Origin of the sequence: Pantoea sp. Lij88, assembly GCF_030062155.1 — a bacterium.
GTDB lineage: Bacteria > Pseudomonadota > Gammaproteobacteria > Enterobacterales > Enterobacteriaceae > Pantoea.
Genome location: NZ_CP118267.1, coordinates 564,467 through 582,114, shown reverse-complemented (window position 1 = coordinate 582,114; position 17,648 = coordinate 564,467). Strand labels below are relative to the sequence as shown.

At 56.2% G+C, this 17,648-nt stretch carries 18 protein-coding genes; 10 read left to right on the top strand and 8 right to left on the bottom strand.

The features are described from left to right. Entirely contained in the window at window positions 1-636 is a 636-nt protein-coding gene (locus tag PU624_RS02950) for an urea amidolyase associated protein UAAP2 (RefSeq protein WP_283544797.1), read from the top strand. Window positions 637-745: 109 nt separating this feature from the next. Next, window positions 746-4,351, top strand: a complete 3,606-nt coding sequence (gene uca / locus PU624_RS02945) for an urea carboxylase (protein ID WP_283544796.1) — start codon at window positions 746-748, stop codon at window positions 4,349-4,351. 89 nt (window positions 4,352-4,440) lie between these two features. Here uca and PU624_RS02940 read toward each other — a convergent pair whose 3' ends face one another. Then, window positions 4,441-5,349 (bottom strand): LysR substrate-binding domain-containing protein, encoded by a 909-nt coding sequence (locus PU624_RS02940; protein ID WP_283544795.1) that lies wholly within the window; start codon window positions 5,347-5,349, stop codon window positions 4,441-4,443. A 99-nt stretch (window positions 5,350-5,448) separates the two neighbouring features. On the opposite strand from PU624_RS02940, the gene PU624_RS02935 reads away from it, so the two are divergent. Further along, window positions 5,449-6,222 (top strand): HalD/BesD family halogenase, encoded by a 774-nt coding sequence (locus PU624_RS02935; RefSeq protein ID WP_283544794.1) that lies wholly within the window; start codon window positions 5,449-5,451, stop codon window positions 6,220-6,222. A gap of 2 nt (window positions 6,223-6,224) precedes the next feature. Here PU624_RS02935 and PU624_RS02930 read toward each other — a convergent pair whose 3' ends face one another. Together PU624_RS02930 and PU624_RS02925 are read right to left on the bottom strand one after the other, a co-directional pair. After that, on the bottom strand, window positions 6,225-7,298 hold the full coding sequence (locus PU624_RS02930; protein WP_283544793.1) for a DUF2817 domain-containing protein: 1,074 nt from the start codon (window positions 7,296-7,298) through the stop codon (window positions 6,225-6,227). A gap of 36 nt (window positions 7,299-7,334) precedes the next feature. Further along, entirely contained in the window at window positions 7,335-8,105 is a 771-nt protein-coding gene (locus tag PU624_RS02925; RefSeq protein ID WP_283544792.1) for an ABC transporter substrate-binding protein, read from the bottom strand. 361 nt (window positions 8,106-8,466) lie between these two features. On the opposite strand from PU624_RS02925, the gene PU624_RS02920 reads away from it, so the two are divergent. Further along, window positions 8,467-8,910: an NUDIX hydrolase gene (locus PU624_RS02920; RefSeq protein ID WP_283544791.1), complete on the top strand. Its 444-nt coding sequence runs from the start codon at window positions 8,467-8,469 to the stop codon at window positions 8,908-8,910. Between the two features lie 332 nt (window positions 8,911-9,242). On the opposite strand, the gene PU624_RS02915 is transcribed toward PU624_RS02920, so the two are convergent. The 3 genes from PU624_RS02915 to PU624_RS02905 form a co-directional block, all read right to left on the bottom strand. Beyond that, window positions 9,243-9,557: a type II toxin-antitoxin system RelE/ParE family toxin gene (locus tag PU624_RS02915; RefSeq protein WP_283544790.1), complete on the bottom strand. Its 315-nt coding sequence runs from the start codon at window positions 9,555-9,557 to the stop codon at window positions 9,243-9,245. Beyond that, entirely contained in the window at window positions 9,557-9,817 is a 261-nt protein-coding gene (locus tag PU624_RS02910; protein WP_283544789.1) for a type II toxin-antitoxin system ParD family antitoxin, read from the bottom strand. Before PU624_RS02910 ends, PU624_RS02915 begins: the two co-directional genes overlap by 1 nt. 190 nt (window positions 9,818-10,007) lie before the next feature. Next, the gene (locus tag PU624_RS02905; protein ID WP_283545161.1) at window positions 10,008-11,216 is read right to left on the bottom strand and encodes an aldose 1-epimerase family protein; all 1,209 of its coding nucleotides are present in this window, start codon (window positions 11,214-11,216) and stop codon (window positions 10,008-10,010) included. 361 nt (window positions 11,217-11,577) lie between these two features. Between PU624_RS02905 and PU624_RS02900 the strand changes: the two genes are divergently transcribed. The 4 genes from PU624_RS02900 (at window position 11,578) to PU624_RS02885 (ending at window position 14,661) form a co-directional block, all read left to right on the top strand. Beyond that, entirely contained in the window at window positions 11,578-12,141 is a 564-nt protein-coding gene (locus PU624_RS02900) for a peroxiredoxin (protein WP_283544788.1), read from the top strand. Window positions 12,142-12,165: 24 nt separating this feature from the next. Further along, complete coding sequence (locus PU624_RS02895) at window positions 12,166-13,407, top strand: protein-disulfide reductase DsbD family protein (RefSeq protein WP_283544787.1); 1,242 nt, start codon at window positions 12,166-12,168, stop codon at window positions 13,405-13,407. Between the two features lie 71 nt (window positions 13,408-13,478). After that, on the top strand, window positions 13,479-14,033 hold the full coding sequence (locus PU624_RS02890) for a sigma-70 family RNA polymerase sigma factor (protein ID WP_283544786.1): 555 nt from the start codon (window positions 13,479-13,481) through the stop codon (window positions 14,031-14,033). Next, window positions 14,020-14,661, top strand: coding sequence for a DUF1109 domain-containing protein (locus PU624_RS02885; RefSeq protein WP_283544785.1), 642 nt, complete (start codon window positions 14,020-14,022; stop codon window positions 14,659-14,661). Before PU624_RS02890 ends, PU624_RS02885 begins: the two co-directional genes overlap by 14 nt. Before the next feature lie 12 nt (window positions 14,662-14,673). Here PU624_RS02885 and PU624_RS02880 read toward each other — a convergent pair whose 3' ends face one another. Together PU624_RS02880 and PU624_RS02875 are read right to left on the bottom strand one after the other, a co-directional pair. Continuing rightward, window positions 14,674-15,060, bottom strand: coding sequence for a VOC family protein (locus PU624_RS02880; RefSeq protein ID WP_283544784.1), 387 nt, complete (start codon window positions 15,058-15,060; stop codon window positions 14,674-14,676). Next, window positions 15,057-16,211, bottom strand: a complete 1,155-nt coding sequence (locus PU624_RS02875; RefSeq protein ID WP_283544783.1) for an MFS transporter — start codon at window positions 16,209-16,211, stop codon at window positions 15,057-15,059. The genes PU624_RS02880 and PU624_RS02875 overlap by 4 nt, the downstream gene beginning before the upstream one ends. Window positions 16,212-16,329: 118 nt before the next feature. Here PU624_RS02875 and PU624_RS02870 point away from each other — a divergent pair, with 118 nt between their 5' ends. Together PU624_RS02870 and PU624_RS02865 are read left to right on the top strand one after the other, a co-directional pair. Next, a complete protein-coding gene (locus PU624_RS02870; RefSeq protein WP_283544782.1) occupies window positions 16,330-17,100 on the top strand; it encodes a DeoR/GlpR family DNA-binding transcription regulator in 771 nt (256 codons plus the stop codon). A gap of 143 nt (window positions 17,101-17,243) precedes the next feature. Beyond that, window positions 17,244-17,648, top strand: a complete 405-nt coding sequence (locus PU624_RS02865; protein WP_283544781.1) for a GFA family protein — start codon at window positions 17,244-17,246, stop codon at window positions 17,646-17,648.

The following is a 17,648-nucleotide window of genomic DNA, read 5'->3' as shown; positions in this document are numbered from 1 at the left end:
ATGACCCTTATCCACTCTGATCGTCGTCCTGAAGATGCTGTCTATCGCCACGTGATCCCGGCAGGCGAGCCCTGGCTGTTCGAAGTCAAAAAAGGGCAAACGCTGCGCCTGCTTGACCTCGAAGGCAATCAGGCGATTGATACCCTGTTTTACAATACTGATAACCCGCGCGAACGCTACGATCCCCAGCGCACGCTGCGTCGTCAGGGCAACGTCTATCTGACCACCGGCAGCGTGCTCTATTCGAATCTCGGTCATCCGCTGCTGACGATCGTCGCCGATACCTGCGGCCGCCACGATACGCTGGGCGGTGCCTGCTCGCAGGAGAGCAACACCGTGCGCTATGCCCACGATAAGCGCTACATGCACAGCTGCCGGGATAACTTTCTCTGCGCCTGCCTGCACGATGGCCGACTGCATAAGCGCGATATCGGCGCCAACATCAACTTTTTCATGAACGTTCCGGTTACCCCGGAAGGCGGCCTGACCTTTGAAGACGGGTTGTCTGCGCCCGGCAAATACGTTGAGCTGGTGGCGGCTTGTAACGTGATGGTGCTGATCTCCAACTGTCCGCAGCTGAATAATCCCTGCAACGGCTGGAACCCGACGCCCGCCGAAGTGCTGGTGTGGAACTGAGCCAGCCCGCTTAACCTCACCGGCCACCTTTTAGTGCCGGTCAGCCCCGGGGACGGCCCCAGGGACTATCGAATTTTGCGGGACGGCCCGCATCCCTGAGAGTTCGCTTATGTTTGATACCTTACTGATTGCCAATCGCGGCGCGATCGCCTGTCGCATCCTGCGTACGCTGCGTGCCATGCAGGTGAAAGGCGTCGCCGTTTATTCAGAAGCCGACCTGAGCAGTTTACATATCCGTGAGGCGGATGTTGCGCTGAGCCTGGGTGAGGGTCCGGCCGCCCAGACCTATCTGGTGACCGAAAAAATCATCGCCGCCGCGCAGCAGAGCGGAGCGAAAGCGATCCATCCCGGTTACGGCTTTCTTTCGGAAAACGCGGCCTTTGCTGAGGCGTGCGAGGCTGCCGGTCTGGTTTTTGTCGGACCCACACCCCAGCAGTTACGGACCTTTGGCCTGAAACACACGGCCCGCGCGCTGGCGAAAGCCGAAGGGGTGCCGTTGCTGGAGGGCAGTGAGCTGCTGGCGGATGCCAGCGAAGCCTGCCGCGCCGCAGAAAGCGTTGGCTATCCGGTGATGCTCAAAAGCACGGCGGGCGGCGGCGGCATCGGTATGCGCGTCTGTCGTGACGCGCAGGAGCTGTCAGACGCGTTTGAAACCGTGCAGCGCCTGGGCCAGAACAACTTCAGCGACGCTGGGGTGTTTCTCGAAAAATATATCGAACGCGCCCGTCATCTTGAAGTGCAGATTTTTGGTGACGGGAAGGGAGAGGTCATCGCGCTGGGCGTCCGCGACTGCTCGATTCAGCGACGTAATCAGAAAGTGATCGAAGAGACGCCTGCGCCGAATCTGCCTGCAGGCATGGCCGACGCCCTCTGCTCGGCGGCTATCGCTCTGGGGAAAGCGGTGAGCTATCGCAGCGCCGGAACGGTAGAGTTTGTTTATGACAGCGCGGCGCAGCAGTTCTATTTCCTCGAAGTGAATACCCGCCTGCAGGTTGAACATGGCGTGACGGAGCAGGTCTGGGGCGTGGATCTGGTGCAGTGGATGATCGCGCTGGCAGCAGGCGATCTCCCTGCGCTCACCACGTTAGCCGCCACGCTGAAGCCGCAGGGTCATGCCGTTCAGGCGCGCATCTACGCGGAAGATCCGGGTCGTCAGTTCCAGCCTTCGCCTGGACTGCTGACCGAGGTTCATTTCCCGGCGGCCGACGGTAAAACCCTGCGCATTGACCGCTGGGTGGAGGCGGGGTGTGAAGTCCCGCCATTCTTCGACCCGATGCTGGCAAAAGCGATTGTCTTCAGTCCCACTCGTGATGAAGCCATCGCCAGCCTGGCACAGGCGCTGGCGGAAACCCGTCTGTATGGCGTTGAAACCAACCGCCTCTATCTGTTGCAGATCTTAGCCTTTACCCCCTTTACCACTGGCGAACCCTGGACCCGCTGCCTGGAGCAGCTCGTCTATCAGGCGGCCACCGTAGAGGTGATCAATGCCGGAACCCAGACCAGCGTTCAGGACTACCCCGGACGTCTGGGATACTGGGCGGTCGGTGTGCCACCGTCGGGGCCGATGGATGATCGCGCCCTGCGTCTCGGCAACCGTCTGCTGGGCAATGCAGAGGGTGACGCCGCGCTGGAAATCACCCTGAACGGTCCCACTCTAAAATTTAACAGTGAGATTCAGGCCGTGATCTGTGGCGCGCCGCTCAGTGTCACGCTGGATGGCGCTGAACAGGCGATGGACGCCGTGTTTACCATCCCGGCGGGCGCAACACTGAAGCTGGGCGCGATGAAAGGCGCGGGCGTCAGGAGCTATCTCTGCCTGAGTGGCGGCTTCCAGGTGCCGGACTATTTAGGCAGTAAAAGTACCTTCACCCTCGGTCAGTTTGGCGGACACGCCGGCCGCGCGCTGCGCAGCGGTGATGTGCTGCATCTCGCTCCACACGCCGCGAGCGCAACCGGAACACAACTGCCCGCCGCATTGCGCACAGACCTTGCCACAATCCGCACGCTGCGCGTGATTTATGGTCCCCACGGTGCGCCGGAGTTCTTTGCGCCGGACTATATTGCGACGTTCTTTGCCACAGAATGGGAAGTGCACTTTAACTCCAGCCGCACCGGCGTGCGTCTGATTGGGCCTAAACCGATCTGGACCCGCGACAGCGGCGGCGAAGCGGGGCTGCACCCCTCGAATATTCATGACAACCCTTATGCCATCGGCGCGGTCGATTTCACCGGTGATATGCCGGTGATCCTGGGCCCGGATGGCCCGAGTCTTGGCGGGTTCGTCTGCCCTGTGACGGTCATCGAGGCCGATCTCTGGCAACTCGGCCAGCTCAAAGCCGGTGACAAAGTGCAGTTTGTGGCGGTGGATATTCCGACGGCCCGGCGACTGGCTGAGGATCGACGCACCGAGCTGACCACGCTCCAGCCACAGCAGACACATTGGCAGCCTGCGACGCTGACGTCGCCGATTGTGATGACCTGCGGCGAAGCGGATAAACGTCTGGTCGCGCGTCTCTCTGGCGATACGCATCTGTTGCTGGAGGCAGGCGAGCCGGAACTGGATCTGGTGCTGCGTTTTCGCATTCACGCGTTAATGCAGGCGCTGGAAGCGCAATCCCGCAACGGCATCATTGATATCACGCCAGGGATCCGCTCGCTGCAAATCCATTTCCAGCCGGAAACCGTGACGCTCGACGTGCTGCTGGCATGGGTGCGCGGTGAGTGGGAGACGGTCTGTACGCGTGATGATCTGCAGGTGCCCACCCGCGTGGTGCATCTGCCGCTCTCCTGGGACGATCCGGCCTGTCAGAAAGCTATCGAAAAATATATGACCACGGTGCGCCCGGACGCGCCCTGGTGCCCGAGCAACCTTGAATTCATCCGCCGGATAAACGATCTGCCGGATGAGCAGGCCGTCTGGAACACCGTGTTTGAGGCCAGCTATCTGGTGATGGGGCTGGGCGATGTCTATCTCGGCGCACCCGTCGCTACGCCACTGGATCCCCGCCATCGGCTGGTGACGACGAAATATAACCCGGCCCGAACCTGGACGGCGGAAAACTCGGTGGGTATCGGCGGCGCTTACCTGTGTGTTTATGGCATGGAGGGACCTGGCGGCTATCAGTTTGTGGGTCGCACGCTGCAGATGTGGAACCGATATCGCGAAGTGGCCGATTTTGGCGGTAAACCCTGGCTGCTGCGCTTTTTCGATCAAATCCGTTTTTATCCGGTTTCTGCGGAAGAACTGTTACAGATTCGCCGCGATTTTCCCCTCGGTCGCTATCCGCTGCGCATTGAACACAGCACGCTGCGGCTGGCGGAGTATCAGGACTTCCTCATCCGTGAAGCGGAGAGTATCGGCGAGTTTCGCGATCATCAGCAAACCGCGTTCAATGCAGAACGTGACCGCTGGATAGCCAGCGGTCAGGCCCATTTCGACAGTCAGGAAAATGTGGCGGAAGAAGGCGGCGACACCCCGCTGCAGCCGGGCGAGCAGGGGGTTGAAAGCCCGGTTTCCGGTAATTTATGGCAGGTGCAGGCGACGGCGGGCAGCCGGGTGCGGGAAGGGGATATCCTGGTGGTGCTGGAGTCGATGAAGATGGAGATTCCGCTTCTGGCCCCGTGCGACGGCATTATTCAGCAGGTCAGCGTACAGCCCGGCAGCGCAGTCCGTGCAGGGCAACGCGTGGCGGTGATCGTGGAAGATAATACGTAACGAGGGAGAGAGCTGACTAACCTTGCAGGACATTCAACATCTGATACTGCGCCCGCTGACAATTTACGCTGGCGGGCGCAGATCACCCTCTATCCGCCTTTCGCGCCCAGCTCACTCAACCAGTCGATCATCGCCTCACTGCCAGGCTGGCTCAGCGTGCGTTGCGGCCAGGCAAGGAAATAGGGCTTACTCAGCGGCAGGCAAAGGTGATCTACCACTACCAGATCGCCCCGCGCCAGTTCCGGCGCGATAAGACGTCGCTGTCCCAGCAGCAGTCCCACACCCGCAACCGCCGCATCAATCGCCAGCGAGGTCAGGTTAAAGCTGAAGGCGGGCTGCGGCAGGGGTTCATCCATGCCTTTGGCCTGAAACCAGCTTTGCCAGTCCGGCAGAAAACGGCCTTCATGACCCCAGTCGAGGTGGATCAGCGGTGCCTGACTTAAGATCGTTTCCGGCGTGAAGCGTTGTAACAGAGCCGGACTGGCGACCGGCAGCACCTCATCCTGAAACAGCTTCAGCTTGTCTGACTGCGGATAACGATCCTCACCAAAGCAGATCACAAAATCGGCAGGCACCGCGGTGAAATCGACCTGAGAATGCGTGCCGTGTAACGAGAGATCGATATCCGGGCAATGGTCGCGCCAGCTTGCCAGCCGGGGCAACAGCCATTTCGACGCCAGCGCCGGTAACGCGTAGACCGTGAGTTTTGGCGCGCTGGCCGCATGGCGGATGTTTTGCTGGCCAAGGTGCAGAATATCAAAAGCCTCGGTGACATAGCGCAGATACTCTTTCCCGGTTTCGGTCAGCATCACGCCACTCTGCGTGCGCAGAAACAGGGCGCTGCCGAGTTGCTCCTCCAGCTGGCGAATCTGCTGACTGACCGCCGCCGGGGTTAAGGCCAGCTGGGCGGCGGCTTTTGCCAGGCTGCCCAGTTCGGCGGCCACTTTAAAGGATTGTATGACGCTGATTTTTGGTAACCGGGGCAACTGGACAGGCATTAACGCTTCCTTATCAGGGCAGTAAGTTTTTATCGTTACGCAGCGTGGCAGGCGACAGGTAGAGTAACATCACACCTGCCCATCGTGAGAATTGTTGCTATGTCTGGTTCACTTGTTCGTCTCGATCTTCATCCGCTGGCCGATCATGACTGGCGTCAACGCTGTCGTGAGCAGTTAAACAAGTCCGGCGCGCTGGTATTACGTCAATTTTTAAAACCACAGGCTTTAGAGGCGATCATCGAAGAGGGCAATGCGCAGCGTCATCTGGCTTATCACACCCGCAGCAAACACAATGTCTATCTGATGAAGCCTGATGAGGCGTTCCCCGCCGATCACCCGCGCAATCGGGACGTACTCAGCACCAAAGGCTGTATCACGGATGATGTGATTGCTGCCGATTCGCCGCTGCGTCAGCTTTATAATGACGCCCTGTTCCAGCGTTTCCTGTGTGATGTGCTGGGCGAGGAAGCGCTTTATCCCTACGCGGACCCGCTTTCCTCAATCAACCTGCACTATGCGCCGCATGGACAGGAGCTGGGCTGGCACTTCGACAACTCCTCCTTTGCTATTACCTTACTGGTACAAAAACCGCTGGCAGGCGGGGTGTTTCAGTATGTGAAGGATCTGCGGGATGCCGATGCCGGTGAGATGAACTTCGCAGGCGTCGAAGCTGTACTGGACGAACGTCAGCCGGTAGACGCGCTGGAGATGAATGCCGGCGATCTGGTGCTGTTTCGCGGCCGGAATTCCCTGCATCGCGTGACTCCGACGGAAGGCGAAGTCACCCGGATGCTGGCCGTGCTGGCTTACAATACTCAGCCGGATATCGCGTTGTCAGAAACAGCCCGGATGACCTTTTACGGCAGACTATAAAATCAGGGCGTGTCTGCAAGGGCACGCCAGCCGCGCAGAAAGATTTGCTGCGTGCGGAAAGCCACTAACGCACGCCAGTCCGCATCTTCGGGCCAGAATCCCTCGACCAGTTGCTGCTTCAACGCCTGGCCAGCCGCACTGGCGGGATCGCCATAGAGATGCAGCCAGTGATCTTCACGAACCCGCTGATGCATATCCTGACCCTCGTAAGTTCCGCATTCCACGACCAACGGCAATATTTGAGTGTCCGCCAGCGACGTCAGCAGATATTGCGACAGATACCCTGTCGCCGTTGCCGTCACGCCCGTTACGCTGTCACGTCCGGCACCTGTAAATAACAAGGTCAGCCATTCGCCGTAAATGGCTTTGCCCCAGTCATGGGCCGCATAACGCTGCTCTGCGATAGAGAGCAGCATCGGATGCCCCCATGCGCCGGCCCCGGTATGAAGGTCAAAACTGATGATGGTTTTCGCAACCGAGAGATGCTGTTCGATGATGGTTTTCATCGTTTGATATGACCAGCTGGGCTGGTGCCCGCCGAAGAAGAAGCCATCAGCAAAGGTATACTGTCCGGCTTCCACCACGCGTTTAACCGACTGCCAGCCTGCGTTCTCCAGTGCCTGAGCCAGTTGCCGATCCGCGCTGGCACGGTCGCCATGATAGAGACCGTGCCACTGCGCATAATCCGGGTTAGCAGGCACCGGCTGGCTGAAGTCGATAAAGTTACGGTTGAGGTCGATATTGTCTTCGTTCACGCGCCGTAAATGCGCCGCGCCCCACGGATTGAGCAGATGGATCAGCAGCAGCGCGGTGTCAGCCGGCAAGGCTTTTTCGTCCAGCGAATCAAGCCAGGCGATCTGACAATCTGAACCATAATAGCCTTCGACGCCGTGCGTGCCGGAGACGACCAGCATCAGACGCGATGCCGTGGCAGGTCCCAGTCGTGCCACATCCGTATACAGCGATTCGACCTGCGGACCAGGAAGAGGATGCTGATACGAGGTCATCTCAGCCCCTTTGCGCTCCGCAGCGGCCAGAAAGCGTGCGCGCTGAGCGCGGTAGTCGGGCAATGTCATTCTATTCCGCCTCTGCAAGTATTAGCCCGGTATTAATCAGGGATAAACCTTGAATTTAAAGTACTTTTTCGTCAGCTGGTCATAAGTCCCGTTTTTATGGATCTCCGCCAGCGCCGTGTTGATCATCTTCAGGTTCGCTTCATCTCCCTTGCGTAATGCGATACCCACGCCATCACCGAAGATGACTTTATCCACCAGGGTTCCTTTGATGGCGTACGGCTTGCCTTCAGGCGTGGTGAGGAAGCCCTGTTCAGCGGAGACCGCGTTAGCCAGGCTGCCATCAAGACGCCCGGCGACCAGATCCGGATAGACTTCCATCTGATTAGGATAAGAGACGATTTTGACGCCCTGTGACTCCCATTTGGTTTTGGCGTAGGTTTCCTGGATAGTGCCCTGAGCCACCCCGATCGTCTTTCCACGCAGTGAAGCAACGTCGGTCGTCAGTTTGCTGGCAGTCGGTGCCAGCAGAGCACTTGGCGTGTTGTACAACATATCGCTGAATGCTACCTGCTGACGGCGCTTATCGGTCATCGACATCGCAGACAGGATCGCATCAAATTTCTTCGCCTGAAGGGCAGGGATGCTGCTATCAAATCCCATCTGCACCCACTGACACTTCACTTTGGCCTGCGCGCAGATGGCATTGCCAATATCGATATCAAAACCCTGCAATGTGCCATCCGCCGCCCTGGATTCAAATGGCGGGAACGTTGGATCAACGCCAAAGCGCAGTGTCTGCTGCGCCAGTGCACCCTGGGCAAACGCGGTCAGCGAAAACAGTAACGCAAGAGATAAGCTCTTTTTCATATTTATTTCCCGAAGGCAGATGAATTTATGCACGACATTCAAATTTAATAACATGCAGCCTGTTTTCCTGCCAGCGAATAAACCGTGTTCTGCCAGAGTAAAATCTTATGTTATTAAGGGGATGTGCGAATTATTTATGCGGCGTTAAATTTTGCTTAATGCAAAGTACGTTATTTTCTAAAGCGAGATCTCATTAATCAGAGCAGGAACAGCAGGCGCTGGGGGCGGGATCTGAGTCTATGTGGCAGGGCCAGGAGAAATCCGGGATATGATAACTTGTTATTTTACTTCGACACTGTTTTATTTCTACCTTCAAAAACAGTTATGCTGAATGGAACTGAAATAAAAAAGGAGTTACCCTGTGCGCACCCGTAATTCTGCACGCTTACTTATTATAAACTCACTCAATCAGGTTTTATTATTCAGGTTCAGGCATGAAAATGATGCGCTGGCAGGGAGATCATACTGGGCAACGCCTGGTGGAGGCCTGGAATCAGGAGAGACTTTTGAGCAGGCAGCCATCAGGGAACTCAGGGAAGAAACCGGTATTAACGTTCATGATGTGGGACAGTCGTTAACAGAGAGAGCTTTTGAAATGACGCTCCCCAGCGGTGAGGTGGTTCTGGCACATGAGCAATTTTATTTAATTAAAATAGATGATGAAGACATCAGTACCAGCGGATGGAGTGAGAATGAAAAAACCGTCATTGATCATTATCACTGGTGGGATCTGAATGAACTACGAACCACTGATGACGTGGTTTATCCCTCAAATATTCCTGATATCTGCTCGATGTTGGATTAATTACCGAGTAACGCCTGACTTCGTGCCTGTAAGTCATTCCGCGTCTGAGGTGAAAAACCTCAAACCAGAAACCGTTATCACAGGTTCTCAGCAGGTAACCTGATGTGGTCATGTAAGATTACCTTAATGAGGGTAACTGCAGTGCAATTGAGCCAAACATAGGTGCGCATAATCTATCTTATGTTAAATAACATATCAGGCTCGAACCCAGTAACTTAATAAACTCCCCCATTCAGCTTTTTACTTAAAACGCCAAGTATATATTGCAACTAATCTGCATGATTGTATCTCTCAGGCATTTCCATATCTTTCTGGAATAGCCTTTACTCCGCTCACAGAGGGCTTTTCGGCGTTTCCTGCTCAGAGAATATTGTGATGATATCCCGCGAACCATGAAGGAGCCTCTCTACACGGACTTCCGTGTCCAGCACCCTGAATACAATGAGATAGCGCCCGTAAGCACAAGTTCTGACGCTTTGTCCAGGCTCCGGTCTTTCTTTATAGATAACCGGCGATTCTGCTATCAGCAGACACTGCTGGTATAGTTCTTCCGTGAAACTCACCGCACGCACCGGGTTATCCTGAGCGATATAGTCACCGATCGACTCTAAATCCTGTTCAGCCAGAGGCGATATACCCAGTTTCATTATGATTGACCACCTTCGGCCTGCCGCCGATATTTTTGCGACAGCCGTCCAAAAACCTCTTCCGCGTTTTTGCTCTCGCCGCTGTTTATACCTGCATTGACCGCTTTTTGCAGAGCATCAAGTTTCATCTGCTGCTCCCGCTCTTCCAGAGCCCTGAGCCCCGCACGGATCACTTCACTGGTGTTGTTATATCGCCCGCTTTCAATCTGTTCACGTATAAACGCTTCGAAATAAGGACTGAGTGCTACGCTGGTAGGCATAATTTCTCTCCGTCAGAATTACTATCAGTTAATAACTGTTAGTATTTCAGAGTTACTCTTCTCCATCAACTTTCGGCTTAACGTTTAGCCACTACTTTGCCTGCTTATCGCCGTGATGAAACAGCCTGACTAATTGAACCATCGAATAAAAAATCCCAACATATGTCGGGATTTTAAGCCATTAAGCCAGTTACTCTTTCGCTATCGGCGTCTCGCTCACATCTATCTTCGTCTCACCCTGAATGCCCTTAATGCGTTTCTCAACGTCATTAACCTGCTCGCTGCTGTGCAGCAGCGTATACGTCAGATCAAATGCCGTACTCGCGCCAGGTTCCAGTTGCTTCACGCGCTTTTGCTCGCGTTCGATGGTAACCGGATAGGCATAACTCGTGCCTGGCTCGATGCCGGTCACATAACCCTGCTTCAGGGTGTCAGTATTTTTCCATAAGGTCAGCATCGGGAGCTGGCGGGTATCGAACTGGATCGACGCACCGCTGTTTCCGGCTTTATTAATCACCGCAGCGACGGTCTGATGGTTACTGTCTGAAAGCGGCTTGATATTGAACACCATTTCGTCAAAGTCTTTGGTCGGACCTTTGTAGGTCTGCCAGTCCTTTAATCCGGCTTTCGCGTAATCATTGAACGGGCTGATGCCGGACATCGGGGCCAGGAAACGCGCGCCCTCTTCCAGAATAGGTTTGCCTAAGTTGCTGTGATAGATGATCTGGTAATCGTGTGGATAGTCACCGTGGTTCGTTAACACATCATGCAGGCTGAAGCTGTTGCTGCCCGGCACGTAGCGCAGTTCGGTCATGGTCTGCAAATCGGTTTTCTTGAAAGTGCTCTCTTTAATCAGACCGCGAATGCGGATTTCATGCGGTGCGGCGTCGGCCACTTCAACTTCCAGCTGTGAAACCGGCGTGTTACCCGCTTTACCGTGCAGCGTGTAGATACGCCCCTGGTCTGTCACTGGATGACCGGTCCATTCGTAACCGCAACGCACCATCATCTCGTTGAAGCCGTCCAGCCAGCCCAGACCGTTGCGGCTTTCCAGATTGATGTAAGCAGGATTGACCACCTCTTTAACCGGTGAATCCCAGCCCATACGCGTACCAAAACCTTCAACGCGCAGCAGGTTCATGCCACGGGTCGGGCTGAGCGTGATGGTCAGGCCATCCTGACTGTGAATGGTGAGGATTTTACTGCCTTCCTGCTTGCCGCCATGCAGAACTTTTTGCTCAATGCTGAACGGCTTGCCCTGAAACTTCAGCTCACCACTGGAGATCTGCCAGTTTCCCTGCTCTGTGCCCTGTTCAGCACTCGTCAGCACCCATGTTTTCGCCGCTGCAGAACCTGAAACCAGAACCGCCAGGACCGTTAATGCCAGTTTAATCTTCATCATTCACCCCATTTGCTGAATCGTTTTTTTATTCCATAAACGGAATTTACTGGTTGAGGCTCAGCAGAAACGTGACGATGCTCACCTGACGATAAATTGGCGCTATTCAGGGGCATTATTGAGAGTTAAGTCACATAGAAAACGGCATTAAAAGAATAATGGCGACTGATTATGTGCAACTGAGATGCATGAGCTGTATTCGATTCAGCTATGAGTAATCCGGGCAGAAATTTAACCGGCTGATAACCCGTCAGAAAAAAACCGTAAAATATTTTCAAAACCGCGCAACTTTTTCCATTTTTGAACGAACCTTTTATCAGAGACGTCAGACAACTCCGTCTGTTCGTCAATGGAGAGAGTAATGCCAATGAAAAACACCCTGAAAACCCTGGCCGTTGCTACGCTGCTGGCACTGAGTGTTCCGGCAACATCCGCCTTTGCGGCGTTACAGGTCGGTGAAAAAGCGCCGGACTTTAAACTCGACGCCGCGCTGGCGGGTAAATCGACCACCTTCTCTTTGCAGCAGGCTCTGAAAAAAGGCCCGGTTGTCCTTTACTTCTTCCCGGCTGCATTCAGCGCTGGCTGTACCCTCGAAGCGCATGATTTCGCTGAAGCGACCGATGAATTTAAAAAACAGGGTGCGACCGTCATCGGTGTCACCGCGGGCAATACCGATCAGATTGCTAAGTTCTCGCAGCTGGAATGCCGTGACAAATTTACCGTAGCAGCCGATCCGGGTGCCAAAGTCGCCTCAGAATATAAGAGCACGATGGAGATGAAAGGTCAGAAAGTCTCCGACCGTACCTCTTACGTAATTGCGCCCGACGGCAAGATTCTGCTGAGCTTCACCGATAAAAATCCTGATACGCATATCCAGAAAGCGATGGATGCCGTTAAAAAATATCGTCAGGCCAATCCGGCATAACTTCATTTTCTGAGCAGGTAAATCATGCTGACTGCGATTGCAGCCGCCTTCCTGGGCGGCATTATTCTGAACCTCATGCCCTGCGTGTTTCCGGTGATCTCGCTGAAAGCACTGAGCCTGATTCGCCATCACGAATCGCCATCGCACGCCCGCGCGGAGGGCCTGGCCTTCTTACTGGGCGTCGTGGTGACGATGGTTGCCCTGGCCGCGGTATTATTGCTGGCCAGGGCGGGAGGCGCTTCGGTGGGCTGGGGGTTCCAGCTGCAATCGCCGCTGGTCATCGCCGCGCTGATTCTGGTGATGCTCGGTTCAGCACTGAACCTGCTCGGTCTGTTTGAAGTCGGATTGTCGGTACAGCGGGTGGGCGAAGTGGGCGGCGATCGCGGCGGTTTAGTCGGTTCAGCGCTGACCGGCGCACTGGCCATCATTGTCGCCACGCCCTGCAGCGCGCCGTTTATGGCCAGTGCGGTGGGATATGCCCTGACTCAGCCTCCTCTGGTGAGCCTGGTGATCTTTATCTCGCTGGCGCTGGGCTTTGCGGCGCCCTTTACCCTGGTCTCATTCTTCCCGGTTCTGGCGCGCGTTCTGCCAAAGCCGGGTGCCTGGATGATCACCTTAAAACAGGGTCTGGCGTTTCCGATGCTGGGCGCAGTGGGCTGGCTGATCTGGGTACTGGAGCGTCAGGCGGGATCGGCGGCGCTGGCCGCAATTCTGGCCTGCTGTTTACTGTTTAGTTTTGCCGCCTGGCTGTATGGCATGGCGCAGAAACGCCGTATGATGGGACAGCGCCATTTGGTGCTGCATGTTGCAACGGCGTTCTTCCTGGCGCTGGTCGTCGTGCCTTTACTGAATCTGAACAGCTTTGCCAGCGCGCCCGCTGAGACGGAAACCGCCTCACAGGCCGCCGCCGCTGTAGCCTGGTCGCCGCAGAATGTTGATGCGATCAAAGGTCAGGGCAAGCCCATCCTGGTGAACTTTACCGCGTCATGGTGCATTACCTGCCAGGTCAACGATCGCACTTCGCTTTCGACACAGGCGGTAAAATCCGCAATGGCGCGAACCAGCACGATTTACATGGTCGCAGATTCAACCAAATACAATCCCGATGTGGAACAGGCGCTGAGCGATTTCGGACGCGGTGGTTTGCCCCTCTACGTGGTTTACCCGGCTGATGGCGGCAAACCGGTGGTGCTGCCGCAGGTGCTGACGCCAGGCATTGTGATTTCAGCGCTGGATCAGGCGACAGAAAAAGGAAAGAAAACCTGAGAGGATGGATGAAACGATTTCCTGGCGTGTTGTCAGGTCACTGCGAACGTGTGCTGAACTGCTGATGATCGATGTCAGAAACTGATCCACGCGCACAGCAGTGGCCAGCCCTGATGGCCCGTGCACAGGCGGGTGACAGAGCAGCCTATAACCAGTTACTGAAAGCGATGGTTCCGGCCATCCGGGCACGGGTGTGCAAAAAAATCCGTGACGAGGTGCTGGTCGAGGATGTGATTCAGGAGACGCTGCTGGCGATTCATCGGGTGCGGCATACCTACGATCCGCAGCGCCCGATACTGCCCTGGGTTGCCGCCATTGCTTCTGCGCGGACCATTGATGCGCTGCGACAGCATGGTCGTCGTCAGGAAGTTCAGGATGATGAGGAACTGCAACAGTGGCCTGCTGAAAACGCAGAGTCTTCAGCGGATACGGATATCCTCTCCGGGTATCTGGATACCCTTCCGCTGCGTCAGCGGGAGATCGTCGAATCGGTGCATCTGCGCGAGCAGAGTCTGGCGCAGGCAGCCGCTGAAACCAATCAGTCACTCTCTGCGGTTAAATCTCTGTTGCATCGCGCAATGGTTACTCTTCGAAAATATGGACGGGGTCATCATGAGAAATCATGACCAGTTAATTAATCAGCTCAGCGCCTCTGCGCAGCCGGTGCAGCGCGTCTGGCCCACTGGCTGGCGCGTCGCGGGCTGGATCGCGCTTGCCCTGCCTTGCGGCGCACTGACCAGCTGGGCATTTCACAGCCGTCTGACGGACTGGTCTCAGCCTGGCGCGTTATTTGCGCTGGTTGCCGTTCTGCTGTCGCTGGTCATCGCAGGCAGCACGCTGGCGGCCGCCTTTACGCTGAGTATTGCAGGGCGAAAACCGGTCAGCCTGCGCTGGCCGCTGCTGATGGCGGTAATGTGGCTGGGGCTGAATCTGATCAATATGTCATCGGAAGCCCCGCATGCGGGCGCGAGCAGGCTGGGTGAAGGCATACACTGCTATCTGTTTATGCTGTCAGCCAGCGTGCCGATGGTGCTGATGTCGGTGTTTGCCCTGAAACGCACGCGGTCACTTTATCCCGCCCGCAGTCTGGCTCTGAGCGGCTGCGGCAGTGCGTTTACCTCATCAATGCTGTTGTCGCTGTGTCATGACACCCATCTGCATATGATCGATTTCTCTATGCATCTGGCGGCAGGCATCACCATCGTGGTGATGACAGTGGTCACGGGACGCCGCTGGGTCCGGCTGGGAGAGTAATGACGTTGTTCATTACTCTGCGACCAGCTCAATCAGGTTACCGTCCGGATCGCGAATAATTGCCTCATAAAACCCGTCGCCCGTGCGGCGCGGTGCCGCTACCAGAATCCCCTTTTCTGCCGCTCTGGCCGCCATCTTATCGACCTGCTGCTCATCACCGACGCTTATTGCGATGTGCGCCCAGCCAGTGACTTCCCTGCCCGGCTGGCCGTCGTCCAGATCCGGCAGGGTCATCAGCTCAAGGGTCGCGCCCTGATCCAGCCGCAGGAAGTATGAGGCGAAGCCAGGACGGTTCTGACTCTGATACCGCTCACCGCTCTGCGCATTAAACATCCCGCGCCAGAATTGCTGTTGCGCCTCTGGATGGCGTGTCCAGAGTGCGACGTGGGCGATTTTCATGCGTTTTCCTTTGTTGTGATGCTACGGCCTAAATCCAGCGTCAGCGAGACCGCGCCGACGATCAGCATCAGTGCCATGATCAGTGAAAATGAGAAAGAGAGATGGGTGTAATGCGCCACGTAGCCAATCACGGCGGGTCCGCTCAGCACGCCAAGATAACCCAGCGTCGTAATGGCGGGCACGGCCACGGCCTGCGGCATCACCGTCTGACGTCCGGCAGCGGAGAACATCACCGGCACGATGTTGGCGCAGCCTGCGCCAACCAGGGTATATCCCAGCAACGCCAGCGGCCAGGAAGCGATGTACGTCACCATCGCCATGCCTGCGGCGGCAATCAGCGCACCGCCCAGTACCACCGGCAAACGTCCCAGCGATGAGATGATGCGATCGCCGGTCAGACGCGCCGCCGTCATCGCAATAGCAAAACAGGTGTAACCCAGCCCGCCCAGTGATGCCGGAATGGCCCGGACATCGGTCAGATAGACCGCGCTCCAGTCCAGTACGGTGCCCTCCGTCAGGAAGACAGCAAAGCAGATGATGCCGATAATCAGTACGCTGCCGCGCGGAACCGCAAACACCGGCCCTTCCGCGGGATTGGCAAAAGTCAGTAAACCCGATGCGCTGACCAGCGTCATGATTATCACCGCAAGGATCGCGAGTAAGCAGCCGGTCAGCACGCTGAAGCCCATCGCCAGTAGCAGCGTCATAAAGCCAGCACCCGCTATGCCACCCACGCTGTACATACCGTGAAAACCGGACATCACCGGCTTCGCGGCCTGCTTCTCTACCAGGATCGCCTGAATGTTCATGGCGCAGTCCGTGACACCGATGCCGACGCCAAACAGCAGCAATGCCAGCGCCAGCAACAGTGGATCGCTGAGCACCGACAGCCACGGCGTACTGATGATAATCAGCGCAATGGCGACCAGAATGACCCGGCGGCAGCCAAAACGACTGGTGAGCCAGCCCGTCACCGGCATCGCAATCAATGCGCCAACGCCCAGACAGAGCAGCAAGGTGCCCAGCTGAGCCTCATTCACGCCGGTATTGGCGCGCGCGAAAGGCACCATGACAGCCCAGGTTGCGGTAATAAATCCGGCCAGAAAGAAGATGATGCGCGTTGCCTGTGCGGAAGAGAGGTTATTAGCCATTACGATCCTTTAGTGGATGTCCGGGAGCGGAAAAGGACGAGGAGATTCTGTTGACACCCTGCCCGTCTGTGAACAATTATGCTCACTATAGCTCGATTATGAACACTCTGGAGTTAACATGCTCGATTATGCAGCTTTCCCACAGCAGCGACAAGCCCTGATTCGTGAGATCCTGCAGCAGAACGGTCGCGTCGTTTGTGCGGACCTGGCGCGGCAAATGGCGGTCTCTGAGCACACCATCCGGCGCGATCTGCATGAACTCAGCAAAGAGGGATTGTGTAAGAAGGTTTACGGCGGTGCGGTGTTACAGCTGCCTGACGCGGGCAGTTTTATCAGCCGAAAAGAGCACGATCACGCAGCAAAAGCCCTGATCGCGCAGCGCTGTGCCCGCCTTGTGAAAGCTGACAGCTGTATCTTTATCGATGCGGGCACCACCAATCTGGCGCTGGCGCAGGCGCTCCCGCCTGAAATGCGTCTGACCGTCGTCACCAATGCGCCTGATATTGCCGCGCTGTTGATCAACCATCCTGTCGCGGAGGTGATTATGCTGGGCGGTCAGATACTGAAGAGTACGGGCGGCGCGGTCGGGCAAACTGCGATTAACCAGATTCAGGGAATCTTGTTTGATCAGGCGTTTATTGGCGGCTGCGCGATGAGCCCGGAGGCCGGGCTGACTGGTTTCGACTATGCCGATTGCGAATTTAAGAAAGTCGCGATGGCGCAGAGCAATCAGGTCATTGTCGGGCTGACGGCGGACAAAATCCCCGCGGTAGCGCGCTTCAGCGTGGCGAAATGTTGCGATATTTCAACGTTGGTGGTGGAAGAGAAGCTCGATAAAACCCTGCTGGAGGCCTTTGCCGCTGAAGAGGTTACGCTGATTACAGTCTGACAGAGGCGCGATTCATGGCAGAGGTCGCAACGCGAACAGTAAAGCGCGTGCTGAATCGGCGGCAAAACAGTCTCTGATGCTGCCAAATCCCGGGCTTTGGCGTAGGCTGAAACCTGGCGTGTTTCACTAAACAGGAGATCACGATGCAGAATGAAATGACAGCACAATGCCACTGTGGCGCGGTGGCATATCGGGTGACGCTGAAGGACGGATTTAACACGGTGCGCCGCTGCAACTGCTCGTTTTGCCGGATGCGCGGCGCGGTGGTGGTGTTTGCGACGAAGGTTGAGCTGACGCAGGGCGAAGCACAGCTCACGGAATATCGCTTTAACAGCAAAGCGGTGGGCCACTACTTCTGCTCCCTCTGCGGCATTTACACCTTTCATCAGAGCCGCTCACAGCCCGATCAGTTTGGGGTTAATGTCGCCTGTCTTGAAGGCGTTTCCCCGTTTGATTTCATTGATGTGCCGGTCTCCGATGGCATCAATCATCCTAAGGATGGCGGTGCGGGCGGTGTAGCCGGTCATCTGGTCTACACCCCCACGTAA